The sequence below is a fragment of the Pseudomonas serbica genome, assembly GCF_028823535.1.
GTDB classification, from domain to species: Bacteria; Pseudomonadota; Gammaproteobacteria; order Pseudomonadales; family Pseudomonadaceae; genus Aquipseudomonas; species Aquipseudomonas serbica.
In genome coordinates this window covers 26,025-47,176 of record NZ_JAQIYM010000088.1, presented here as the reverse complement: position 1 = coordinate 47,176, position 21,152 = coordinate 26,025, and the positions used below count along the sequence as shown (strand labels likewise).

Here is a 21,152-nt window from a genome sequence, read left to right as displayed (position 1 = left end):
ATGGTGGGGCAAGACCTTTGGTTCCTTTGGGGCGTTTGCCAAAGGGACTCGCCGTAAGGGCGAAACCCTAGGCGGCCGTTACCGCAGGAATGGATATGTACTCCATCAACAAATAATAGGTCGGCTATAAGGCCGCCTTCGCGAGCAGGCTCGCTCCCACAGTTTGATCGCAGTTCATCTGCAGGAGATGGGTCATTTGTGAGGCCGCCTTCGCTGGCAAGCCAGCTCCTACAGGTTGAACGGAGTACATCTGTGGGAGATGGGTCGGCTATGAGGCCGCTATCGCTGCGATGCGGCGACCCGACAAGCCAGCTCCTACAGTTGATCGGGCGCGGCCGGGGGAGATGGGGCGGCTGTCACGCCGTGTTTTTTTGCCCGCGATATCAGGAGAGCCTGGGTGGGCCAGCATCCGCCGGGGCCTTTGCCGAACCCTGCTTCTGCGCTCGCCACGCCGCCGGCGGCATGCCGAACTGGCTGATGAACCAGCGGGTAAAAGAACTCGCCATCGCATACCCCAGCATGTCCGCAATCCGCCCCAACGAATAATTCGGATTCTCCAGATACCTCAGCACCAGGTCGCGGCGCACGTCGTTGATCAGGTCGTTGAAGGCGCAGCCATCGTCCTTGAGACGGCGTTGCAGGGTGCGTACGTTCATGCCCTGGCTCTGGGCGATCTGCTCGATGGTGGCGCGGCCCATGGGCAGTAGCAGGTAGATGGCCTTGCGCACTTCGAACAGCATCGAAGTGCTTTCGGTACTTTGCAGTGAGTCGAGGTAGCTCTGGGCGTAACGGGCCATCGCCGGGTCGGCATTGGGGTTGGTCATGTCCAGGCTGGCGTCGGAACAGACGATGCCGTTGAACTCACTGCCGAACTCCAGGGTGCAGCCAAACAGGCGCCGGTGCAGTTGCAGGTTGTCGGGGGCCTTGTGGGTGAAGTTGACGCTGTAGGGATGCCAGTGGGCGCCGAGCAGGGCGGCGCACAGGCGGAACATCACGCCGATGGCCAGTTCGGTGGCCTGTCGGCTGGGCATCGGTGATTCGGTGACCACCTCTTCGCGAATGATCACCATCTTGCCGGCCTCCTCGATGAAGATCGCCAGCGAATCATTCATCAAGTGCCGGTAATGCACCACCACCTGCAAGGCATCGCGCAGCGTGCGCTGATGGCTGAGCAGCAGGGCGACCACGCCGAAGTCCGAGAGCTGGCGTGACTCGGCCATGCTCAAACCGAATGTCTGGCAGCCACTGGCGGCGGCCGAATCCTCGAGCAGGCGCACCGCGGAGTCGATGGGAATGCGGTGCCCGGGGGCTTGCAGCTGGGCCTTGGACAAGCCGACGCCGGCCAGTACATCGTGCGGGTTGAAACCCAGGTATTGGGTGACCTCAAGGTAGTTGGTCAAGACGGCGGCGCGAACAAGCTTGGGCATTCGAAGGTCTTTCCTTAGCCAATTGCGATCAATTGAACCTGGCGACTATATCCAGCACATCAGCACTTGAACAGTTGTGCGGTTGACGCCGGTGCACGCCCGATTCTGCCCGGCAGACGACCGTTGTCCCAGGGCATATGACGCTCCCCATTGATTACAGCGACCCGCAGCGCTCCCGTGGGGTTATTCGACCAGCGGTTACCCCCGCCGGGCGGCGGAAAATGTGTCATCAAATGAAAAGTGCCTGACGTCCAATGAAAAGCGCCAGGGGGGGGCGATCTTTAATGTCAGTCCTACAAAAAGCCCCTGGCCAACGAGCCAGTCGAGTCATCGAGAAAGCGTAGGTGTTGAATTGAACAAACTGCAAACCGCCGCAACCGTTCTGATCGTACCGGGCCTGCGCGAGCACGTTGCCGAGCATTGGCAAACCCTGCTTGAAGCCAGGCTGGACAAGGTACGCAGTGTGCCGCCACTGGAGACCGACAAGCTCGATTGCCAGGCACGCGTGCGAGCGATTCAGCACGAGCTGGAACAGATCGACGGGCCGGTCATCCTGGTCGCCCACAGCGCCGGTGTACTGATGGTTGCTCACTGGGCCGCGCAATTTCGTCGTCCGATCAAGGGCGCCCTGCTGGCCGCGCCACCGGATCTCGGAGCGGCCTGGCCTGCCAACTACCCGTCCCCTGAGACCCTGTGCAGCAACGGTTGGGATCCTCTTCCCAAAGGCCCGCTGCCATTCCGTAGCCTGGTGGCCGCCAGCACCAACGATCACCTGGCCAGCCTGGAAGCCGCAACTAAACTGGCCGAAGGCTGGGGCGCCGAATTGCTCAACCTGGGCGATGTCGGCCACCTCAATCCGGCGGCTGGTTTCGGACCTTGGCCCCAGGCCGAAGCACTCATCCTGGAACTGGACCGCTAGTACAGGAGCCGGTCGGGCCGCATCCCGGTCGGCATTTGCCCTCACCCCTGAAAACGCAGGCCTCACCGGGTCGCGCGAGGGCTGCTGCGCTTAAAACAAATACAAAAAGGCGGAGACAACGCAATGCACAACAATAAGAGTCACGGCTTCACCACAGCGCGCTACACCTTGTTGGCCTCGGCCATCCTGGCCGCCATCATGCCGGCCGCCCATGGGGCAGAAATCGAGACGGGTAACCCGGACTGGAACGTTCGCCTGGACAACACCATCAAGTACAACTACGGCGTACGTACCGAAAGCGCCGACAAGCGCATGTTGGGCACGCCGAACAATAACGACGGCGACTACAACTTCCGCAAGTCCGGCACCAACATCACCAACCGCGTCGACCTGCTGACCGAGATGGACGTGGTCTACCAGAACCACATGGGCTTTCGCGTCAGCGCCGCCACCTGGTACGACAAGGCTTATGAGAACACCGGCTCGAACTCCAACCCGTTCGTCAACGGCAACGGTTCGACTTCGGGCCTGATCGCCAATGACCCGCGCCTGGCCGGGGTCACCAATGACAACGTCGGCAATGGCAGCCCGCACCTGAGCAACTACGCCCAGCGCTACTACACAGGTCCCTCGGGCGAAATCCTCGACGCCTTCGTGTTCTACAGCACCGAAGTGGGCGAGGAGTCGATGCTCAGCGCCAAGGCTGGCCAGCACAACGTGTTCTGGGGCGAGACCATTCTCAACCCGGTGCATTCGATCAGCTACGGCCAGTCCGGCCTCGACCTGGCCAAGCTGGCTGCTTCGCCGGGCACTGAAGCCAAGGAGTTGTTCGTCCCGCGCAACCAGCTGTCGATGACGTTCACCGTCAACCCGGAATTGACCGTGGGCGCACAGTATTTCCTCGATTGGGACGCCGCGCGCCTGCCTGAGGCAGGCACCTACTACGGTGGTTCCGACCTGGTCGGTTTCGGTGCGCAGTCGTTCCTGTTGGGCAACACCAACGCCGTGGTCCCGGGCAGCCCGCTGGGCTGTGGCCTGGCACCGTGCAACGCCTTGACCAACGTGCGTCGCGGGCATGACCTGACGCCGGACAATCGTGGCGACTGGGGCATCATGGCCAAGTGGTCGCCGGCATGGCTGGACGGCACCCTCGGTGTCTACTACCGCGAAACCTCGGAAATCCTGCCGCAAGCCTGGCTGGATGCCAGGGGCATCAGCTCGGCCAACGCCAACGGCACCCGTCCGGCCGGGCAAGTGCCTGCGGTGATCAACACCCTCAACTCGCTGAGCTCCGCCACCTATCAAATGGCTTATGCCGACAACATCAAGATCGTCGGCCTGAGCCTGTCCAAGGACGTGGGCGGGGTGAGCGTGGGTTCGGACCTCAACGTTCGGCACAACATGCCGCTGGCCAGTATTCCGGCGATCGTCAGCACCAACAGCCCGCTGGGCCTGGGCCAGGGGCTTGGCCTGCTGCCGGCGCGTACGCCCGGCACCGGCATCGTCTATGACACCCCGGAAAAGGGCGACAGCATGGCCGCCACCGGCGACACCCTGCACTGGACGCTCAACGGCCTGATGACCCTGCCGAAAACACCTGTGTTCGACCAGGCAACGGTGCTTGCCGAGTTGTACTACAGCAACTTGCTCAAGCTCGATAGCAAGAACGAGGCGCTCTACAAAGGCAAGGATACCTATCGCGGCATCGACCAACCGACCCGGGACAACTGGGGTATCGCGGTGAACTTCACACCGACCTGGTACCAGGTGTTTCCCGGTGTCGACCTCAACGCGCCGATGTCCATCAACCTCGGTCTCGATGGCGTGTCACCGGTCTCCGGTGGCGGTGCCAAGGATACCGGTAACTACGCAGTCGGCCTCGGGGCCGTTGTGTACAACAAATACTTTGTCGACCTGAAGTACGTGGATGCTTTCGGCAAGGCCGACAAGTGCAATGTCAGTGGCGTGAGCACCGGCCCCAACGGCGGTGACGGTGCTGCGCCGAACGCCTTCAGCGGCAACGAAAACTACGCCTGTTACGCCGGTGGCTACTCCTCCTTTTCCGGTGGTGGTGCAACGACTGAGGACCGTGGCGCCGTTTACCTGACGATGAAAACCACTTTTTGATTCACCACTGATTTGCTCTACGCAAGCAGGAGAATAACAAGATGAAATTCGTGAAAACCGTGTTGGCCGCTTCCCTGGCCATGGTCCTTGCCGCCCAGGTACAGGCCGCTGTTTCAACCCAGGACGCTGCCAAGCTGGGCACCAGCCTGACCCTGGTAGGCGCCGAAAAGGCCGGGAACGCTGATGGTTCCATTCCGGCCTACAACGGTGGCCTGACCACGCCGCCGGCCAGTTTCAAATCCGGTGACAGCATGCGCCCGGACCCGTTTGCCAGTGAAAAACCCTTGCTGGTGATCGACGGCAAGAACGTCGATCAGTACAAGGGCATGCTGACCGCCACCACCGTGGAACTGGCCAAGCGTTTCCCGACTTTCCGTGTCGATGTGTTCCCGACCCACCGTACCGTGTCGCTGCCCAAGGCCATCCTCGATAACGGCGTGAAGAACGCCAGCGGTGCCAAGTCCCTCGAAGGCGGCCTGGCCATCGACAACGTGCTGCCAGGCGTGCCGTTCCCGATCCCGCAGTCGGGCAACGAAGCGATGTGGAACTTCCTGTTGCGTTATCAGGGCGTGAGCATCAACTCCAAATACGACTCCTGGAACGTTGACTCCGCCGGCGTACCGAGCCTGGCCACCACCGGGCAGGCGTTCATTTCCTACCCGATCTACGAAAACCTCGCGCAGCCGATCAGCAGCGCCGACGTGTACTACCAGATGAAGCTGTCGTACACCGGTCCTGCCCGTCGCGCCGGCGAAGCGGTGATGCTCAAGGACGCCGCCAACCCGCTGACCCAGCCGCGCCGCGCCTGGCAGTACCTGCCGGGTCAGCGTCGGGTGAAACTGGCCCCGAACCTGGCGTACGACACGCCTAATCCGGGTACCGCCGGTGCGGGCACCTACGATGATGTGTTCGTGTTCAACGGTGCGCTGGATCGCTACGACTGGAAGCTGGTCGGCAAGCAGGAAATGATCGTGCCCTACAACACCTACAAGCTGACCTACGTCCAGGATCCGAAGTCGATCACGACGCCCAATCACCTGGCACCGGACTTCGTGCGCTGGGAAAAACACCGCGTCTGGGTCGTCGAGGGCACTCTCAAGGCTGGAGCTCGTCACATCTACGCCAAGCGTCGCTTCTACCTCGACGAAGACAGCTGGACCGCTCTGGCCTCGGATCAATATGACGCCCGTGGCCAGCTCTATCGCGGTTCCTTCGCCTTCCTCAGCCAGAGCTATGACAAGCAGATCCCGGACTCCACGCCGTTCATGATCTACGACCTGGTCGGTGGTTCCTACAACATCAACGGTGTAGTCGGCCCTTACGGCGGCATCAAGTACATCGATCCGCTCTCCAAGGCCCAGTGGTCTTCGGAATCCCTGGCCGGCAGCGGCATTCGCTAAACCAACCGCAAGCAGACGCTCGCACGATCCACTGTGGGAGCGAGCCTGCTCGCGATGGACCTGAGGGCGACGCGGGCATCCAGACAGCACGCGTAATCGTTAACGTCCATCGCGAGCAGGCTCGCTCCCACATGAGCTGCACGGCGCGAGGTGTGGCGCGGTTTTCCGAAGAGGACGCGGTATGTGTTCGTATAAAAATAAAAGGTGGCAGCTGGCGTTTGGCGTTGTGCTCTGCCTGTCGCAGGGCGTCAGCCACGCGGTGGATTACGTCGACGTGCTGGACCTGCCTGCCAGGGTCAGCGCCTTGGCCATCAAGAGTCCGCTGTCCGGCATGGCCCGCGCCGGTGAGCGGGTGATCAGCGTTGGCCAGCGCGGCCACATCCTGTTTTCCGATGATTCCGGTCAGCACTGGCAACAGGCCGCCGTGCCGGTCAGTGCCGACCTCACCGCTGTGAATTTTCCAACCGACAGCCAAGGCTGGGCGGTGGGCAATGACGGCGTGGTGCTGCACACCAGCGACGCGGGTGTGAGCTGGACAAAACAACTCGACGGTCGCCAGATCGGCGATCTGTTGGTCAAACATTACACGGCGTTGGCCACTGCCGAACCGGGCAATGAACAATGGCCGCTGCTGGTCGCCGAAGGCCAGCGCCTGGTGGAGCAGGGGGCGGACAAACCGCTGCTCGACGTCTGGTTCGCCAATGACAAAGTCGGCTATGTGGTCGGTGTGTTCAACCTGATCCTGCGCACCGAGGACGGTGGCCAGAGCTGGACGCCGTTCCAGGATCGCACCGACAACCCGCAAGGCTTCCACCTCAATGCCATCGCCTCCACCGGGGATGCGCTGTACATCGCCGGCGAACAGGGCCTGTTGCTCAAGTGGGATGACAATGCCCAACGCTTCGCCGCCGTGCCGACGCCTTACCAGGGCAGCTTCTTCGGTGTGGTTGGCAAGCCTGGCGAAGTGCTGGTCTACGGCCTGCGCGGCAACGTGCTGCGCAGTACCGACGGCGGCCAGAACTGGACCGCACTGGACACCGGCCTGCACGTCAGCATCACCGCCGGCCTCATCGATGCCCGGGGCAATTACCGCCTGTTTACCCAGGGCGGACAGATGCTGGTCAGCCAGGGCACTGGCGCGCAATTGCATCTGCTGCAGCAACCGGCCCGTACCCCGGTCGCCGGTGCCACCCAGTCCGCCGCCGGCATGCTGGTGGTAGCGGGCAGTCGTGGCGCCCAGACGCTGTCCGCCGATCCAGCCATCGAACCCTAAGAGCGAGAACCCAGACATGGGCAATATCAAACAAGACGCCATGCCGGTGATCCGCGAACTGCGTGATTTCGACCGCCGCTCCGGCAACCTGCTCGAACGGCTGGTGTTCAACTATCGGCCGCTGTTCATGCTGCTGATGGCCATGGCCACCGTGGTGCTGGGCTACATGGCCGTGACCCGCCTGGAGCTGCGCCCCAGCTTCGAGAAGATGATTCCGCAGAGCCAGCCGTACATCCAGAATTTCCTCGAGAACCGCGCTTCACTGCGCGGCCTGGGCAACTCGGTGCGGGTCGTGGTGGAGAACACCCAGGGCGATATCTTCGACCCCGAATATCTGGACGTGCTCAAGCAGGTCAACGACCAGTTGTTCCTCACCGAAGGCGTCGACCGTGCGTGGATGAAGTCGCTGTGGAGCCCGGCGGTGCGCTGGACCGAGGTCACCGAGCAAGGCTTCCAGGGTGGCCCGGTGATGCCCGATACCTATTCGGGCCAGCCGGAACAGATCGAGCAACTGCGCCAGAACATCTCCCGCGCCGGCATCGTCGGCAGCCTGGTGGCCAGCGATTTCAAGTCGAGCATGTTGATCGTGCCGCTGCTGGACAAAGCCGCCGCCGGTGGCCAGCGCATCGACTACCACGCCTTTTCGCAGATGCTCGAAGAGCAATTGCGCGACAAGATCGAATACGCCGGCGACAGCGCCGCGCGCAAATCCGGTGTCGAGGGCAAGGGCCACTACAAGGTCCGAGTCATCGGTTTCGCCAAGCTGATGGGCGACCTGATCGACGGGCTGATCCAGGTGATGATGTTCTTCGGCCTGGCCGTGGTCACTTCCCTGGTCATCATCTACGCCTACACCCGTTGCGTGCGCAGCACCCTGCTGGTGGTGGGCTGCTCGTTGGTCGCGGTGGTCTGGCAGCTGGGCATCGTTGCCTGGCTGGGTTATGCCATCGACCCGTATTCGGTGCTGGTACCGTTCCTGATCTTCGCCATCGGCGTGTCCCACGCGGCGCAGAAGATGAACGGCATCATGCAGGACATCGCCCGTGGCACGCACAAGCTGATCGCCGCGCGCTACACCTTCCGCCGTCTGTTCATCGCTGGCGTTACCGCGCTGCTGGCGGACGCGGTGGGTTTCGCCGTGCTGATGCTGATCGACATTCCGGTGATCCAGGACCTGGCGATCACCGCCAGCATCGGTGTCGCGGTATTGATCTTCACTTCCCTGTTGCTGATGCCGGTGGCGCTGTCCTACATCGGGGTAGGGCGCAAGGCGGCCGAGCGTGCGCTGAAAATCGACACCCGTGCCGAGCACCATAAAGGCTTCGGCAAACTCTGGGACCTGCTCGACCGTTTTACCACCCGCAAATGGGCGACCGGCGCCGTGTTGGTGGCGGTGCTGATGGGCATCGGCGGTTTTGTGGTCAGCCTGCAGTTGAAGATCGGCGACCTTGAAAGCGGCGCGCCGGAATTGCGCGCCGACTCGCGCTACAACCGTGACAACGCCTACATCACCAGCCACTACGCGCTGTCCAGCGACCTGTTCGCGGTGATGATCAAGACCGCGCCGGAAGGCTGCCTGAACTACAAGACCCTGGTCCTCGCCGATCGCCTGGCCTGGGAGCTGCAACAGTACCCGGGCGTGCAGGCGACCGCGTCGCTGGTCAACGCGGTACGCCAGATCACCGCCGGCACCTATGAAGGCAACCCCAAGCTCAACAGCATCCAGCGCAACCAGGACGTGCTCAACTACGCCGCGCAGCAGGCCTCGGTCAACTCGCCGGAGCTGTTCAACAACAACTGCTCGTTGATGCCGGTGATTGCCTTCCTCAAGGATCACAAGGCCGAGACCCTCGACGCCGTGGTGGCGATTGCCGACAAGTTTGCCAAGGAAAACAGCAGCCCGGATCGCCAGTTCCTGCTGGCGGCCGGCAGTGCCGGGATCGAAGCGGCGACCAACATCGTGGTGCGCGAGGCCAACCACACCATGCTGCTGTACGTCTACCTGGCGGTGACGCTGTTTTGCCTGATCACCTTCCGCAGCTGGCGCGCCACGCTGGTGGCGCTGTTGCCGCTGGTGCTGACCTCGATCCTCTGCGAGGCACTGATGGTGGCCATGGGCATCGGCGTGAAGGTCGCGACCTTGCCGGTGATCGCCCTCGGCGTGGGCATCGGCGTCGACTACGCCCTGTACCTGCTCAGCGTGCAATTGCACTTCCAGCGCCAGGGCCTGCCGCTGTCCCAGGCCTACCGCAACGCCGTGTCGTTCACCGGCCGGGTGGTCGGGCTGGTCGGTATCACCCTGGCGGCCGGCGTGGTGTGCTGGGTCTGGTCGCCGATCAAGTTCCAGGCCGACATGGGCATCCTGCTGACCTTCATGTTCCTGTGGAACATGCTCGGCGCGCTGATCCTGATCCCGGCCCTGTCGTACTTCCTGCTGCGTGAACGGGCACCCCAGCCCGGTTCTGTAACGGCAGGCGAAAACACTGAATCCACTGAACGTCCCGGCATGCCACATGCCGTGACCACTTCCGAGTAAGCCAAGATGTCTGACTACAAAGCTCCCCTGCGCGACATGCGCTTCGTACTCAACGAGGTTTTCCAGGTGTCCCGGCTGTGGGCCAGGTTGCCTGGCCTGGCCGAGGTGATCGATGAAGAAACCGCCGCCGCGATCCTCGAAGAAGCCGGCAAGATCAGTGGCGAAGTCATCGCCCCCTTGAACCGCGCCACCGACGAGCAGGGCTGTACCTGGAGCAATGGTTCGGTCACCGCGCCAGATGGTTTTGCCCAGGCTTATCAAGCTTTCGCCGAAGGCGGTTGGGTGGGTGTCGGCGGTGATCCGCAGTACGGTGGCATGGGCATGCCCAAGGCGATTTCGGCCCAGGTCGAGGAGATGGTCAACGCGGCCAGCCTGTCGTTCGGCCTGTACCCGATGCTCACGGCCGGTGCCTGCCTGTCGATCAAGGCCCACGCCAGCGAGGAGCTCAAGGAACGCTACCTGCCGAACATGTACGCCGGCACCTGGACCGGTTCGATGTGCCTGACCGAGGCCCATGCCGGTACCGACCTGGGGATGATTCGTACCAAGGCCGAGCCCCAGGCCGATGGCAGCTACAAGGTCAGCGGCAGCAAGATCTTCATCACCGGCGGTGACCACGACCTGACCGAAAACATCATCCACCTGGTACTGGCGAGATTGCCGGATGCACCGGCGGGGCCGAAAGGCATCTCGCTGTTCCTGGTGCCGAAAGTGCTGGTCAACGCCGACGGCTCCCTGGGCGAGCGAAACTCGCTGTCCTGCGGTTCCATCGAACACAAGATGGGCATCAAGGCCTCCGCCACCTGTGTGATGAACTTCGACGGCGCCACCGGCTACATCATCGATGCCCCGAACAAGGGCCTGGCCGCGATGTTCACCATGATGAACTACGAGCGCCTGGGCGTGGGCATCCAGGGCCTGGCACAGGGCGAACGTTCCTACCAGAACGCCCTGGCTTACGCCCGTGACCGGCTGCAGAGCCGTGCGCCAACCGGCGCGCAGTGCAAGGACAAAGCGGCCGACCCGATCATCGTGCACCCCGACGTGCGCCGCATGCTGTTGACCATGAAGGCCTTGAACGAGGGCGGTCGCGCGTTCTCCAGCTACGTGGCCCTGCAACTGGACATCGCCAAATTCAGCGAAGACCCGACCGAGCGTACCCGCGCCCAGGACCTGGTGGCCTTGCTGACTCCGGTGGCCAAGGCGTTCCTCACCGACATGGGCCTGGAAACCACCCTGCACGGGCAGATGGTGTTTGGCGGCCACGGCTTCATCCGCGAGTGGGGCCAGGAGCAACTGGTGCGCGATGTGCGCATCACGCAGATCTACGAAGGCACCAACGGCATCCAGTCCCTGGACCTGGCCGGGCGCAAGATCGTCGGTAGCGGCGGGGCGCTCTACCGCCTGTTCGCCTCGGAAATCCGCGACTTCACCGCCAGCGCCAGCACTGAACTCGGCGAATTCACCCAACCGCTGAACGCCGCCGTGGACACCCTCGACGAGCTGACTGCATGGCTGCTGGACCGGGCCCAGAACAACCCGAATGAAATCGGCGCCGCCTCGGTCGAGTACCTGCAAGTGTTCGGCTACACCGCGTACGCCTACATGTGGGCGCGCATGGCCAAGGCCGTCATGAGCGGCGATGCCGAGGACGATTTCTACATCAGCAAACTGGCCACTGCGCGTTTCTACTTCGCAAGGTTGCTGCCACGTATCCATTCGTTGAGCGCATCGGCCAAGGCCGGCAGCGACTGCCTCTACGAGCTTCAAGCCGATCAGTTCTGATCGAAAGGACAAGGAATCTCTATCATGATGGCGACAAAAATAATTCCACCCGCCGACGGCGCCTACGCCTACCCCTTGCTGATCAAGCAATTGCTGCTGTCCGGGGTGCGCTACGAACCGGGTCGGGAAATCGTCTACGCCGACAAGCTGCGCTACAGCTACCAGACCCTCAACCAGCGTATCCGCCGCCTGGCCAATGCGCTGACCGCGGCCGGGGTCAAGGCCGGGGATACCGTGGCCCTGCTCGACTGGGACAGCCACCGTTACCTGGAATGCTTCTTCGCCGTGCCGATGATCGGCGCGGTGCTGCACACGGTGAACATTCGCCTGTCGCCGGAGCAGGTGCTGTTCACCATGAACCACGCCGAAGACGACCTGGTGCTGGTGCATGACGATTTCCTGCCGCTGGTGGAGCAGATCAAGGACCGGCTGACGACGGTCAAAGGCTTTGTCCAGCTCACTGAAGACCAGGCGTGCGACACTTCATTGCCGGTACTGGGCGAGTATGAGCAACTGCTGTCCCAGTGCGAAGACCAGTACGAATTTGCCGATTTCGACGAGAACTCGGTGGCGACGCTGTTCTACACCACCGGCACCACCGGCGACCCCAAGGGCGTGTATTTCACCCATCGCCAACTGGTCCTGCACACCCTCAATGCCGTGGGCTCATTGGGCGTCTACCAGGGCGCGCCACTGCTGCGTTCCGACGACGTCTACATGCCGATCACGCCGATGTTCCACGTGCACGCCTGGGGTGTGCCTTACGTCGCCACCCTGATGGGCATCAAGCAGGTGTATCCCGGCCGCTACGAACCCAACAGCCTGGTGCGGCTGTATCAGGAAGAGAAGGTGACCTTCTCCCACTGTGTGCCGACCATCCTGCAGATGATCCTCAACTGCGAGCAAGGCAAGTCCGCCCGTTTCGACGGCTGGAAAATGCTCCTGGGCGGCAGTGCGTTGCCCCTGGGGATTGCCAGCGAAGCCAGTGCCAAGGGCATCGTGGTACACGCCGGCTACGGCATGTCCGAGACCTGCCCGCTGCTGTGCCTGACTTACCTGCGTGATGAAGACCTCAAGCAACCCATGCAGGCGCAACTGCCGATACGCATCAAGACCGGCACGCCAGTGCCGATGGTCGACCTGAAGATCATCGACGCCAGTGGCAATGCCGTTGCCCATGACGGTGAGTCCCTGGGCGAGATCGTGGTGCGCGCGCCCTGGCTGACCCAAGGCTATCTGAAGGAGCCGCAAAAAGGCGCCGAGCTGTGGCAGGACGGCTGGCTGCACACCGGCGACATGGCCTCCATCGACCCGTTGGGCGGGGTGGAAATCAAGGACCGGATCAAGGACGTGATCAAGACGGGCGGGGAGTGGATCAGCTCGCTGGAACTGGAAAGCCTGATCAGCGAACACGAGGCGGTGCTGTCGGTCGCGGTGGTCGGCATTGCCGATGAGCAGTGGGGCGAACGGCCCATGGCCCTGGTGGTCTGTACGCCTGGGCAATACCTCGATCGCAAGATCCTCGAGGCGCACCTGCAAGGGTTTGTCGAACTTGGCCGCATCAACAAGTGGGCGATCCCCAAGCAGTTCAAGTTCGTCGCCGAGATTCCCAAGACCAGCGTCGGCAAGATCAACAAGAAGCTGATCCGCGAACAAGCGTTGGCTTAAACCCCACGGATCAATGCCCAACGCCAAACATTGTAGGAGCTGGCTTGCCAGCGAAGAGGCCCTCAGGGACGCCTTCGCCGGCAAGCCGGGCTCCTACAGGTCCGCGGTGGCCACGGACTCACGCGCTACGCAACCCATTGTAGGCGCTGGCTTGCCAGCGAAGAGGCCCGAAAGATCGATGCAATACTCGAGGACGCCTTCGCCGGCAAGCCGGGCTCCTGCAGGTCTGCGGTGGCCACGGACTCACGCGCTACGCAGCCCATTGTAGGAGCTGGCTTGCCAGCGAAGAGGCCCGAAAGATCGATGCAATACTCAAGGGCGCCTTCGCCGGCAAGCCGGGCTCCTACAGGTCCGCGGTGGCCACGGACTCACGCGCTACGCAACCCATTGTAGGAGCTGGCTTGCCAGCGAAGAGGCCCGAAAGATCGATGCAATACTCGAGGGCGCCTTCGCCGGCAAGCCGGGCTCCTACAGGTCTGCGGTGGCCACGGACTCACGCGCTACGCAACCCATTGTAGGAGCTGGCTTGCCAGCGAAGAGGCCCGAAAGATCGATGCAATACTCGAGGGCGCCTTCGCCGGCAAGCCGGGCTCCTGCAGGTCCGTGGTGGCCACGGACTCACGCGCTACGCAACCCATTGTAGGAGCTGGCTTGCCAGCGAAGAGGCCCGAAAGATCGATGCAATACTCAAGGGCGCCTTCGCCGGCAAGCCGGCTCCTACAGTTATTTGCGTCTGGGCAACGTCCAGTTCGGTCGTATGAAATGGCAGGTGTAGCCGTCGGGGAATTGCTCCAGATAATCCTGATGCTCAGGCTCCGCCTCCCAGAACGGTCCGGCGGGCGCTATTTCCGTGACCACCTTGCCGGGCCACAGGCCGGAGGCGTCAACGTCGGCCACGGTATCCTCGGCCACGCGCTTTTGCTCTTCATCCAGATAAAAGATCGCCGAGCGATAGCTCATGCCGGTGTCGTTGCCCTGGCGATTGAGGGTGCTCGGGTCATGGATCTGGAAAAAGAACTCAAGAATCTGCCGATAGCTGATCTGCTCCGGGTCGAAGACGATTTCGATCGCTTCGGCGTGGGAGCCATGGTTGCGATAGGTTGCATTGGGCACATCGCCGCCGGTGTAGCCCACTCGCGTTGCGACCACCCCAGGGTAGCGCCGCAGCAGATCCTGCATGCCCCAGAAGCAGCCGCCGGCGAGGATGGCGGTTTCGGTGTTCGTCGTCATCAGTACGCACCTCCCATCAAAGCGCGGCCTCCGTTGGGGAGGCCGTCAGCCCTCAATGCATCTTGCTGTGATCCATGTTGCCGTGATCCATGTTGCCGTGATCCATGTTGCCGTGATCCATCGTACCCATTGCCCGGGCCTCGGCGTCTACCTTGATCGTTTCTTTCTCGCCCTTGGCGTTTTCCACGGTCAGGGTCAGGGGCACGCGGTCGCCTTCCTTGATCTGGCCCGTCAGGTCCATGAGCATGATGTGGTAGCCATGGGGATCGAAATTCACCGGCTTGCCGGCCGGCAACGCCACCGACTCGACCTGTTGCATGCTCATCACATCGTCTTTCATGCTCGACTGGTGAATCTGCACCAACTTCGCCACGGGCGACTGCACGCTGAGCAACTTGCTGTCTGTGTCGGCCTGCAAGGTCATGAAGGCGCCGCTCGACGGCTGCCCGGCCACGGTTGCCCGGACCCAGGCGTCGTTGACCTGGGTTTGCGCGGACACCTGCCAGGCCATGCCGATGAGCGTCAGGCCCAGGGCCAATTGTTTGATACGGGGTGCGCAAAACAAAGTCATCAGCAGACCTCCATGACGGTGAGCAGGTCTTCTGCGCACTCTTGAGCGGTAAGGGACGCGGACAGGCCGAGGCGCAAATTGCCACGGGAGTCGAACACGAAGCTGGTCGCGGTGTGCGACAGGGTGTAGGTATCGCCGCTCGGGACTTTCTCGAAGAATACGCCGAACTCCTTGGCGGTGGCGGCGGTTTCTTCCAGCGTGCCGGACAGCGCTTCGAAACTCGGGTCGAAAGCCTTCACGTACTTGTCGAGCAACTCGGGTGTATCGCGCTCCGGATCCAGGGTGATGAAGATCACCTGCAGGCGCTCGCCATCGCGGCCCATCAGTTTTTTCGCCTGGGCTGCGCGGGCCAGCGTGGTCGGGCAGACGGCCGGGCATTGGGTGAAACCGAAGAAGATCATCGGCATCAGGCCCTGGTAGCTGCCGAGCATCCGGGTTTCGCCGTCGGCGTCCTTGAGCTTGAAGGAACGCCCCATGATCTTGTCGCTCAGGTCCTTGCCGTACTTGAACGACAGCTTGCTGCTGTCATCACAGCCGGCGAGCAGGCCGAGGCTCAGCAGGCTCATGCCTTGCAGGACCGTGCGGCGGGAATACAACGTACTCATGGAAAAAAGCATCCTGTGTAGCGACTGGAAATCTACAGTGGCTGATCTATCAGACGAGAAAAAGCGCGTGGATGTTAACAAACTGTTGCCCGTTGGCGCTCAATCGACGGCCAGCCGGTCATGCGCCAAAAGGTCGCGGTCGGTGAAATACATGAAGATACAAATGTGCCGGATGCCGACACATTGCCGATACATGCCTGCGATTTCATGGCGCTTTCCAACGTGTCGAAGCGAGCATTGTCATGATCCGTAAACTGCAGCAGGCCGCCGGTTTCCTTAGTCAGGGCGCGCGTTTGATGGTGGGTGTTCCTGATTACGACAACTATGTCGCGCAGCGGGCGATCACTCATCCGGGCGAGCCGGTGATGAGCCGGGAGGCGTTTTTCCGTGAGCGTCAGGAAGCGCGTTTTGGGCGTGGGAAATGTAATACGCGGTGTTGCTGACGCTGCAAACTTTCCCACTTATGGCCCCGATCCACTGTAGGAGCTGGCTTGCCAGCGAAGGCGGCCGAAAGACCAGCGCATTATTGAAGGGCGGAACACCCATCAAGGCGGATCAATCTGATCCAGCACCCGATTCGCCGTGATCTCCGCCAGCATCACACTGTTTGAAATCCCCAGCAGGGCATTACGCGAGCCACCGTCCAGGTGATCCACCAACTGATGAACCATCACATCCACCGAGGCCAGTGTCTCGACCAGGTAAACCATCAGGGTTTCGTTCGTAGCCTTTGGGTTCACTGAGAACAGCGAGCAGGGTGTGCGCGGGGTGGCTTTGATGTCGGCGGATGACGGGAAGTGGTAATCGAGGGCGCGTTCGGCGGCTTCGTTGAGTTTTCTGGAATCGGGCTCGTACGGGGAGGCCGGATCGGTGTCCGGGGGATTCGGTGTGACCTTGAACATGGTGAAACTCCTGGAGAATTGGAGCTGCCACCTTTCGCTGCGAAACGAAAAAGGGTGGCAACTGTACGCGGGTTCGCAGACCAGGACTCCAGGAACCCGGCAGGCCCAAAGGCCTCCCACGCACAGCTGCCATAAGCGTTTGCTCACGTACGTTGTGCGTCTGGAGATTTACCCGGGCTGCGAAACCCGATCACTGACAATCAGTGACGCGAATCAAGTTACCGAGCGGCCCCAAGGCGCACAAGCCGGCGGATTCTGGCGTAGCCGTAGGCAACGGCGCAAGGTCTTGTAGCTTTCAAGAAGTGAGTTGTAGGGCGGTTAAACAAGGTCCCTTCGATGATGTTTAAACCGACCGCTCCATGCACTTTTAAAGCGCCGTGCCTGACAACGTGCACCAGTGCGAAGCGGTTTGCGAAATTCCCCACGGCAAACTGCGACAGCCGTCCAACCCGCTCAATCCTCCACAAACACGCCTAACTCGCGGCCAGCACTGCAGTTTCCGCGGCCGTGGAAGTCTCCTTCTACGATCTGGCACAAACACTGCAACACGCCCCTCAAGCCCATCCGAAAAAGATGGGCAGCCCTCTCGGTCAACGACGATCGACTGGCCGCACAGGTCGTGGGCAACATCGGTGGATCAGGCATGGCCGTCTGGTTTCAACACCGCAAAAGAACAGGCAAAGACGCCTGGAACCGCAAGGTTTCAGGCGTTTTTTTTTTGCTTTTTTTCACCGTGATGGGCTTTGGGCAGGTGTCGTATATGAATTCCAATGTAGCCAGTTTGAACAAGCTGCAAACGCTGATCGTGATCGGCAATGGCATGGTCGGACATCATTGTGTCGAGCAGTTGATCGAGCGCGGCGCGCTCGACCGCTATCGCTTGCACGTGTTCAGTGAAGAGCCGATGCGTGCCTACGACCGTGTGCATCTGTCCGAATACTTCTCCGGTCGCGATGCCGAGTCGCTGGCACTGAGCGACGCGGCGTTGTACCAGACGCCTGGCGTCACCCTGCACCTTGGGGTGCCGGTGCTGGAAATCGACCGAGCCCGGCGCCAGGTGATCACCGCGCAAGGCTGTGTAGCCTACGACAAACTGGTCCTGGCCACCGGCTCCTATCCGTTTGTGCCGCCGATCGAAGGCGCCGAAGGCGATTCGCGCCTGGTCTATCGCACCCTGGAAGACCTCGATGCAATCCGTGCCGCGGCGGCCAATGCCCGGCGCGGTGTGGTGGTTGGCGGTGGCTTGCTTGGCCTGGAAGCTGCCAACGCCCTGAAAAGCCTGGGCCTCGAAGCGCACGTGGTGGAATTCGCGCCACGGCTGATGCCGGTGCAGCTGGATGACCTGGGTGGGCTGGCGCTCAAGGCGCAGATCGAACGGTTGGGCGTCGGTGTGCACTTGTCCCGCGCCACGCAATCGATCAGTGCTGGCGAGCAGTACCGCTACCGGATGAATTTCGCCAACGACGAATTCCTCGAGACCGACCTGGTGGTGTTCTCCGCCGGTATCCGCGCCCAGGACGCGCTGGCCCGTCAATGCGCGCTGGACATCGGTCCGCGCGGTGGCGTTGTGATCGACGACACCTGCCTGAGCTGCGACCCGCACATCTACGCCATCGGCGAATGCGCATCGTGGAACGGCAGCTTGTTCGGCCTGGTCGCGCCAGGCTACCAGATGGCGCGCAGCGTCGCGGCACGCCTGTGTGACGACGCCGCCGAGCCGTTCCAGGGCGCCGACATGTCGACCAAGCTCAAGCTGCTGGGTGTCGACGTCGGCTCCATCGGCGATGCCCATGCCAATACGCCGGGCGCGCGCAGCTATCAGTTCATCGACGAAACCAGCGCCAGCTACCGGCGCCTGGTCGTCGATGCCAGCGGCAAGCACGTACTGGGTGCCGTGCTGATCGGCGACAACAGCTACTACGACACGCTGCTGCAATACATGCAGAACGCGATTGCCTTACCCTCCGAGCCGGCTGCGCTGATCCTGCCGTCGTCCGAAGGCGCGCCGACCCTCGGCCCTGGCGCCTTGCCGGAAACCGCCACGGTCTGCTCCTGCCACAACGTGACCAAGGGTGCCATCTGCTCGGCCATCGACGGCGGCTGCACCGACCTTGGCCTGCTCAAATCGCAGACCAAGGCCTGCACCGGCTGTGGTGGATGCGCAGGCTTGCTCAAGCAAGTCTTCGAGCATGAGCTGATTGCCCGTGGCGTCAGCGTCGACAAGAGCTTGTGCGAACACTTCGCCTACACCCGTCAGGAGCTGTATGCCCTGGTGCGGGTGGAAGGGGTGATCAGCTTCGAAGAACTGCTGGCCAAACATGGTCGTGGTCATACCGGTTGCGACGTGTGCAAGCCGGCGGTGGGCTCGATCCTGGCGTCGTGCTGGAACCAGCCGATCATGGATCCGTCGCTGGTGCCGTTGCAGGACACCAACGACACCTTCATGGCCAACATGCAAAAAAACGGCACCTATTCAGTGGTACCGCGCATCCCAGGTGGCGAGATCACTGCCGACAAGCTGATCGCCATCGGCGTGGTGGCGAAGAAATACGACCTCTACACCAAAATCACCGGCGGCCAGCGCATCGACCTGTTCGGCGCCCAGTTGCATCAGTTGCCGGACATCTGGAGCGAGCTGATTGAAGCGGGCTTCGAAACCGGCCACGCCTATGGCAAGTCGACCCGTACGGTGAAGTCCTGCGTCGGCAGCACCTGGTGTCGTTATGGCGTGCAGGACAGCGTGCAAATGGCCCTGACCATCGAAGACCGCTACAAGGGCCTGCGCTCGCCGCACAAGCTCAAGTTCGCGGTGTCCGGTTGCACCCGCGAATGCGCCGAAGCACAAAGCAAGGACGTCGGCGTGATCGCCACCGAGAAGGGCTGGAACCTCTACATCGCCGGCAACGGCGGCATGCGCCCGCGCCATGCCGAGTTGTTCGCCACCGACCTCGACGATGAGACCCTGATCCGCTACATCGACCGTTTCCTGATGTTCTACATCCGCACCGCCGACAAGTTGCAGCGTACTTCGGTCTGGCGCGAAAGCCTGGAAGGCGGCCTGGATTACCTCAAGGACGTGATCATCCACGACAGCCTGGGCCTGGGTGCCGAGCTCGAGTCGCAGATGCAACTGGTGGTCAATCGCTACGAATGCGAGTGGGCAAACGCCCTCAAGGACCCGGAAAAGCTCAAGCGCTTCCGCACCTTCGTCAACGATAAACGCCCGGATCCGGACATTCATTTTGTCCAGGAGCGCGGCCAGCGCCGGCCGATCATGGCGGCCGAACTCAACCTGATCCCTGTTACCGAGGAGAGCATCTGATGACCCAGTCCAATACCCAACGCGTTGAAAGCGCAACGTCGGCCGTCTGGCAATCGGTATGCAGCCAACAGGACCTGGTTAATGATTCAGGTGTGGTGGTGTGGCTGGACGGGGCCCAGGTGGCGCTGTTCTACCTGCCGGGCATGGCGGGTAAAAACCTCTATGCCATCGACAACCATGACCCGCAATCCGGGGCCAATGTCATCGGCCGCGGCCTGGTCGGCAGCATCAAGGGCGACCTGGTCGTTGCGTCGCCTATCTACAAGCAGCACTTCCGTCTTGAGGACGGCAGTTGCCTGGAGTACCCGCAACAGCGCTTGCGCGTCTGGCCGGTGCGGTTGAACGACGGGGTGGTGGAAGTCGGGGTTGCCTGACGTTGCACGCCATTCACAGCAGGAGACGGACATGAAGACAGCCGCACAGTTGCTCAAGCTCAAGGTCGTGGAAAACCAGCAGGTGCACAGCATCGCGCCGGACGCCATGGTGCTGGAGGCCGTGAAGAAAATGGCCGAAAAGAATGTCGGCGCGTTGCCGGTGATCGACAAGGGCAAGGTCGTCGGGGTGATCAGCGAGCGCGACTATACGCGCAAGGTGGTTCTGCTGGGACGTTCATCCGTCGGCACGCCGGTCAGGGCCATCATGAGTTCCCCGGTGATCACGGCCGACAGCCAACAGAGCATCGAGCATTGCATGGCGGTCATGACTGACAGCCATTTGCGGCATTTGCCGGTGGTGGAGAATGGCGAGCTGATCGGGTTGCTGTCGATTGGCGATCTGGTCAAGGAGGCCATTGTCGAGCAGGCCGACCTGATTCGGCAGTTTGAACATTACATTCGCGGGCATTGAAACCCGCTGTTTTTATCAGGGCAACACGATGGGGGACGGATGGGCGGGTAGACGCTCATTCATCCCCCTTTTTTCTGGATCAGCCAAACATCAGAACTTGAACGCCTGTCGTCCTACCAGCAGCCATTTACCGTCGTGTTTCTGCCAGATCTGGAAATTCTCGATTTCCGTCGGGACCACCTCGGTGCCTTTGAGGGCCTGAGCCGAGAAGTGGTGGCGCACCAGCGCGACATCGCCGGAAACGGTGATGGTCTGGTTCTGCATCTCAAGGGTCTTGAAGGTGCTTTTGCCGGTTTCGATGTCGGCGATGAAGGCTTTCTTGTCCTGGATCTTGCCGCTGGAGTGGCCGTAGGTGAGGTTTTCCGCCGTCAACGCGTTCAGTTCCGGAATGTCCTTGTGCAGCATGGCCTGGGTCAGGTGGTCGACGGCTTGCGCCACGTCCTTGTCCCCGGAAGCCGGTGTGGCGGCAACGTAGCCGCTGAACAGGCACAGAAATCCAAGCAGGACCTTTGCTTTTTTCATGATGTTTCCTTGTTGTTGT

The 21,152-nt window shown here is 61.8% G+C and carries 17 protein-coding genes; 11 read left to right on the top strand and 6 right to left on the bottom strand.

The annotated features are described in order from the left end of the window. Positions 1 to 383: 383 nt before the first annotated feature. Complete coding sequence (locus NQL71_RS30040; protein ID WP_046817490.1) at positions 384 to 1,427, bottom strand: AraC family transcriptional regulator; 1,044 nt, start codon at positions 1,425 to 1,427, stop codon at positions 384 to 386. Positions 1,428 to 1,779: 352 nt separating this feature from the next. Between NQL71_RS30040 and NQL71_RS30035 the strand changes: the two genes are divergently transcribed. From NQL71_RS30035 to NQL71_RS30005, 7 genes are all read left to right on the top strand, one after another. Further along, positions 1,780 to 2,346: an RBBP9/YdeN family alpha/beta hydrolase gene (locus tag NQL71_RS30035; protein WP_046817489.1), complete on the top strand. Its 567-nt coding sequence runs from the start codon at positions 1,780 to 1,782 to the stop codon at positions 2,344 to 2,346. Positions 2,347 to 2,469: 123 nt separating this feature from the next. Beyond that, positions 2,470 to 4,473 carry a DUF1302 domain-containing protein gene (locus tag NQL71_RS30030; RefSeq protein WP_046817488.1) on the top strand — a complete coding sequence of 668 codons (2,004 nt, stop codon included), beginning with the start codon at positions 2,470 to 2,472 and terminating at the stop codon, positions 4,471 to 4,473. Between the two features lie 41 nt (positions 4,474 to 4,514). Next, entirely contained in the window at positions 4,515 to 5,873 is a 1,359-nt protein-coding gene (locus NQL71_RS30025) for a DUF1329 domain-containing protein (protein ID WP_046817487.1), read from the top strand. A 181-nt stretch (positions 5,874 to 6,054) separates the two neighbouring features. Further along, complete coding sequence (locus NQL71_RS30020; protein ID WP_248687392.1) at positions 6,055 to 7,146, top strand: WD40/YVTN/BNR-like repeat-containing protein; 1,092 nt, start codon at positions 6,055 to 6,057, stop codon at positions 7,144 to 7,146. A 16-nt stretch (positions 7,147 to 7,162) separates the two neighbouring features. Beyond that, the gene (locus tag NQL71_RS30015; RefSeq protein WP_077186096.1) at positions 7,163 to 9,682 is read left to right on the top strand and encodes an efflux RND transporter permease subunit; all 2,520 of its coding nucleotides are present in this window, start codon (positions 7,163 to 7,165) and stop codon (positions 9,680 to 9,682) included. Between the two features lie 6 nt (positions 9,683 to 9,688). After that, complete coding sequence (locus NQL71_RS30010) at positions 9,689 to 11,467, top strand: acyl-CoA dehydrogenase C-terminal domain-containing protein (protein ID WP_046818737.1); 1,779 nt, start codon at positions 9,689 to 9,691, stop codon at positions 11,465 to 11,467. A gap of 24 nt (positions 11,468 to 11,491) precedes the next feature. Then, the gene (locus NQL71_RS30005; RefSeq protein ID WP_077186097.1) at positions 11,492 to 13,135 is read left to right on the top strand and encodes a fatty acid--CoA ligase; all 1,644 of its coding nucleotides are present in this window, start codon (positions 11,492 to 11,494) and stop codon (positions 13,133 to 13,135) included. 723 nt (positions 13,136 to 13,858) lie between these two features. On the opposite strand, the gene msrA is transcribed toward NQL71_RS30005, so the two are convergent. From msrA to NQL71_RS29990, 3 genes are read right to left on the bottom strand one after another with little or no spacing between them, the layout of a single operon-like run. Beyond that, complete coding sequence (gene msrA / locus NQL71_RS30000) at positions 13,859 to 14,365, bottom strand: peptide-methionine (S)-S-oxide reductase MsrA (RefSeq protein WP_077186098.1); 507 nt, start codon at positions 14,363 to 14,365, stop codon at positions 13,859 to 13,861. Between the two features lie 52 nt (positions 14,366 to 14,417). Continuing rightward, on the bottom strand, positions 14,418 to 14,936 hold the full coding sequence (locus NQL71_RS29995; RefSeq protein ID WP_274643819.1) for a copper chaperone PCu(A)C: 519 nt from the start codon (positions 14,934 to 14,936) through the stop codon (positions 14,418 to 14,420). Next, positions 14,936 to 15,541: an SCO family protein gene (locus NQL71_RS29990; protein ID WP_046818741.1), complete on the bottom strand. Its 606-nt coding sequence runs from the start codon at positions 15,539 to 15,541 to the stop codon at positions 14,936 to 14,938. The genes NQL71_RS29995 and NQL71_RS29990 overlap by 1 nt, the downstream gene beginning before the upstream one ends. A 242-nt stretch (positions 15,542 to 15,783) precedes the next feature. Between NQL71_RS29990 and NQL71_RS29985 the strand changes: the two genes are divergently transcribed. Continuing rightward, a complete protein-coding gene (locus NQL71_RS29985) occupies positions 15,784 to 15,984 on the top strand; it encodes a YbdD/YjiX family protein (RefSeq protein ID WP_077186099.1) in 201 nt (66 codons plus the stop codon). A gap of 102 nt (positions 15,985 to 16,086) precedes the next feature. On the opposite strand, the gene NQL71_RS29980 is transcribed toward NQL71_RS29985, so the two are convergent. After that, positions 16,087 to 16,443: a DUF6124 family protein gene (locus NQL71_RS29980; RefSeq protein WP_046818743.1), complete on the bottom strand. Its 357-nt coding sequence runs from the start codon at positions 16,441 to 16,443 to the stop codon at positions 16,087 to 16,089. A gap of 760 nt (positions 16,444 to 17,203) precedes the next feature. Here NQL71_RS29980 and nirB point away from each other — a divergent pair. Genes nirB through NQL71_RS29965 form a run of 3 tightly spaced genes read left to right on the top strand, consistent with a single transcriptional unit; the run spans position 17,204 to position 20,611 of the window. Then, positions 17,204 to 19,765: a nitrite reductase large subunit NirB gene (gene nirB, locus NQL71_RS29975; protein WP_077186100.1), complete on the top strand. Its 2,562-nt coding sequence runs from the start codon at positions 17,204 to 17,206 to the stop codon at positions 19,763 to 19,765. Further along, positions 19,765 to 20,139 carry a nitrite reductase small subunit NirD gene (gene nirD / locus NQL71_RS29970; protein ID WP_046818745.1) on the top strand — a complete coding sequence of 125 codons (375 nt, stop codon included), beginning with the start codon at positions 19,765 to 19,767 and terminating at the stop codon, positions 20,137 to 20,139. The genes nirB and nirD overlap by 1 nt, the downstream gene beginning before the upstream one ends. Positions 20,140 to 20,170: 31 nt before the next feature. Further along, positions 20,171 to 20,611 (top strand): CBS domain-containing protein, encoded by a 441-nt coding sequence (locus tag NQL71_RS29965; RefSeq protein WP_274643818.1) that lies wholly within the window; start codon positions 20,171 to 20,173, stop codon positions 20,609 to 20,611. A 90-nt stretch (positions 20,612 to 20,701) separates the two neighbouring features. On the opposite strand, the gene NQL71_RS29960 is transcribed toward NQL71_RS29965, so the two are convergent. Beyond that, a complete protein-coding gene (locus NQL71_RS29960) occupies positions 20,702 to 21,133 on the bottom strand; it encodes a nuclear transport factor 2 family protein (RefSeq protein WP_274643817.1) in 432 nt (143 codons plus the stop codon). Positions 21,134 to 21,152: the final 19 nt, after the last annotated feature.

What these genes read in the sequence shown, in the direction of transcription:
- NQL71_RS30040 (WP_046817490.1), bottom strand. Translation starts at nt 1,427, where the DNA reads ATGCCCAAGCTTGTTCGCGCCGCCGTCTTGACCAACTACCTTGAGGTC.
- NQL71_RS30030 (WP_046817488.1), top strand. Translation starts at nt 2,470, where the DNA reads ATGCACAACAATAAGAGTCACGGCTTCACCACAGCGCGCTACACCTTG.
- NQL71_RS30025 (WP_046817487.1), top strand. Translation starts at nt 4,515, where the DNA reads ATGAAATTCGTGAAAACCGTGTTGGCCGCTTCCCTGGCCATGGTCCTT.
- NQL71_RS30020 (WP_248687392.1), top strand. Translation starts at nt 6,055, where the DNA reads ATGTGTTCGTATAAAAATAAAAGGTGGCAGCTGGCGTTTGGCGTTGTG.
- NQL71_RS30015 (WP_077186096.1), top strand. Translation starts at nt 7,163, where the DNA reads ATGGGCAATATCAAACAAGACGCCATGCCGGTGATCCGCGAACTGCGT.
- NQL71_RS30010 (WP_046818737.1), top strand. Translation starts at nt 9,689, where the DNA reads ATGTCTGACTACAAAGCTCCCCTGCGCGACATGCGCTTCGTACTCAAC.
- NQL71_RS30005 (WP_077186097.1), top strand. Translation starts at nt 11,492, where the DNA reads ATGATGGCGACAAAAATAATTCCACCCGCCGACGGCGCCTACGCCTAC.
- msrA (WP_077186098.1), bottom strand. Translation starts at nt 14,365, where the DNA reads ATGACGACGAACACCGAAACCGCCATCCTCGCCGGCGGCTGCTTCTGG.
- NQL71_RS29995 (WP_274643819.1), bottom strand. Translation starts at nt 14,936, where the DNA reads ATGACTTTGTTTTGCGCACCCCGTATCAAACAATTGGCCCTGGGCCTG.
- NQL71_RS29990 (WP_046818741.1), bottom strand. Translation starts at nt 15,541, where the DNA reads ATGAGTACGTTGTATTCCCGCCGCACGGTCCTGCAAGGCATGAGCCTG.
- NQL71_RS29985 (WP_077186099.1), top strand. Translation starts at nt 15,784, where the DNA reads ATGATCCGTAAACTGCAGCAGGCCGCCGGTTTCCTTAGTCAGGGCGCG.
- NQL71_RS29980 (WP_046818743.1), bottom strand. Translation starts at nt 16,443, where the DNA reads ATGTTCAAGGTCACACCGAATCCCCCGGACACCGATCCGGCCTCCCCG.
- nirB (WP_077186100.1), top strand. Translation starts at nt 17,204, where the DNA reads ATGAATTCCAATGTAGCCAGTTTGAACAAGCTGCAAACGCTGATCGTG.
- nirD (WP_046818745.1), top strand. Translation starts at nt 19,765, where the DNA reads ATGACCCAGTCCAATACCCAACGCGTTGAAAGCGCAACGTCGGCCGTC.
- NQL71_RS29965 (WP_274643818.1), top strand. Translation starts at nt 20,171, where the DNA reads ATGAAGACAGCCGCACAGTTGCTCAAGCTCAAGGTCGTGGAAAACCAG.
- NQL71_RS29960 (WP_274643817.1), bottom strand. Translation starts at nt 21,133, where the DNA reads ATGAAAAAAGCAAAGGTCCTGCTTGGATTTCTGTGCCTGTTCAGCGGC.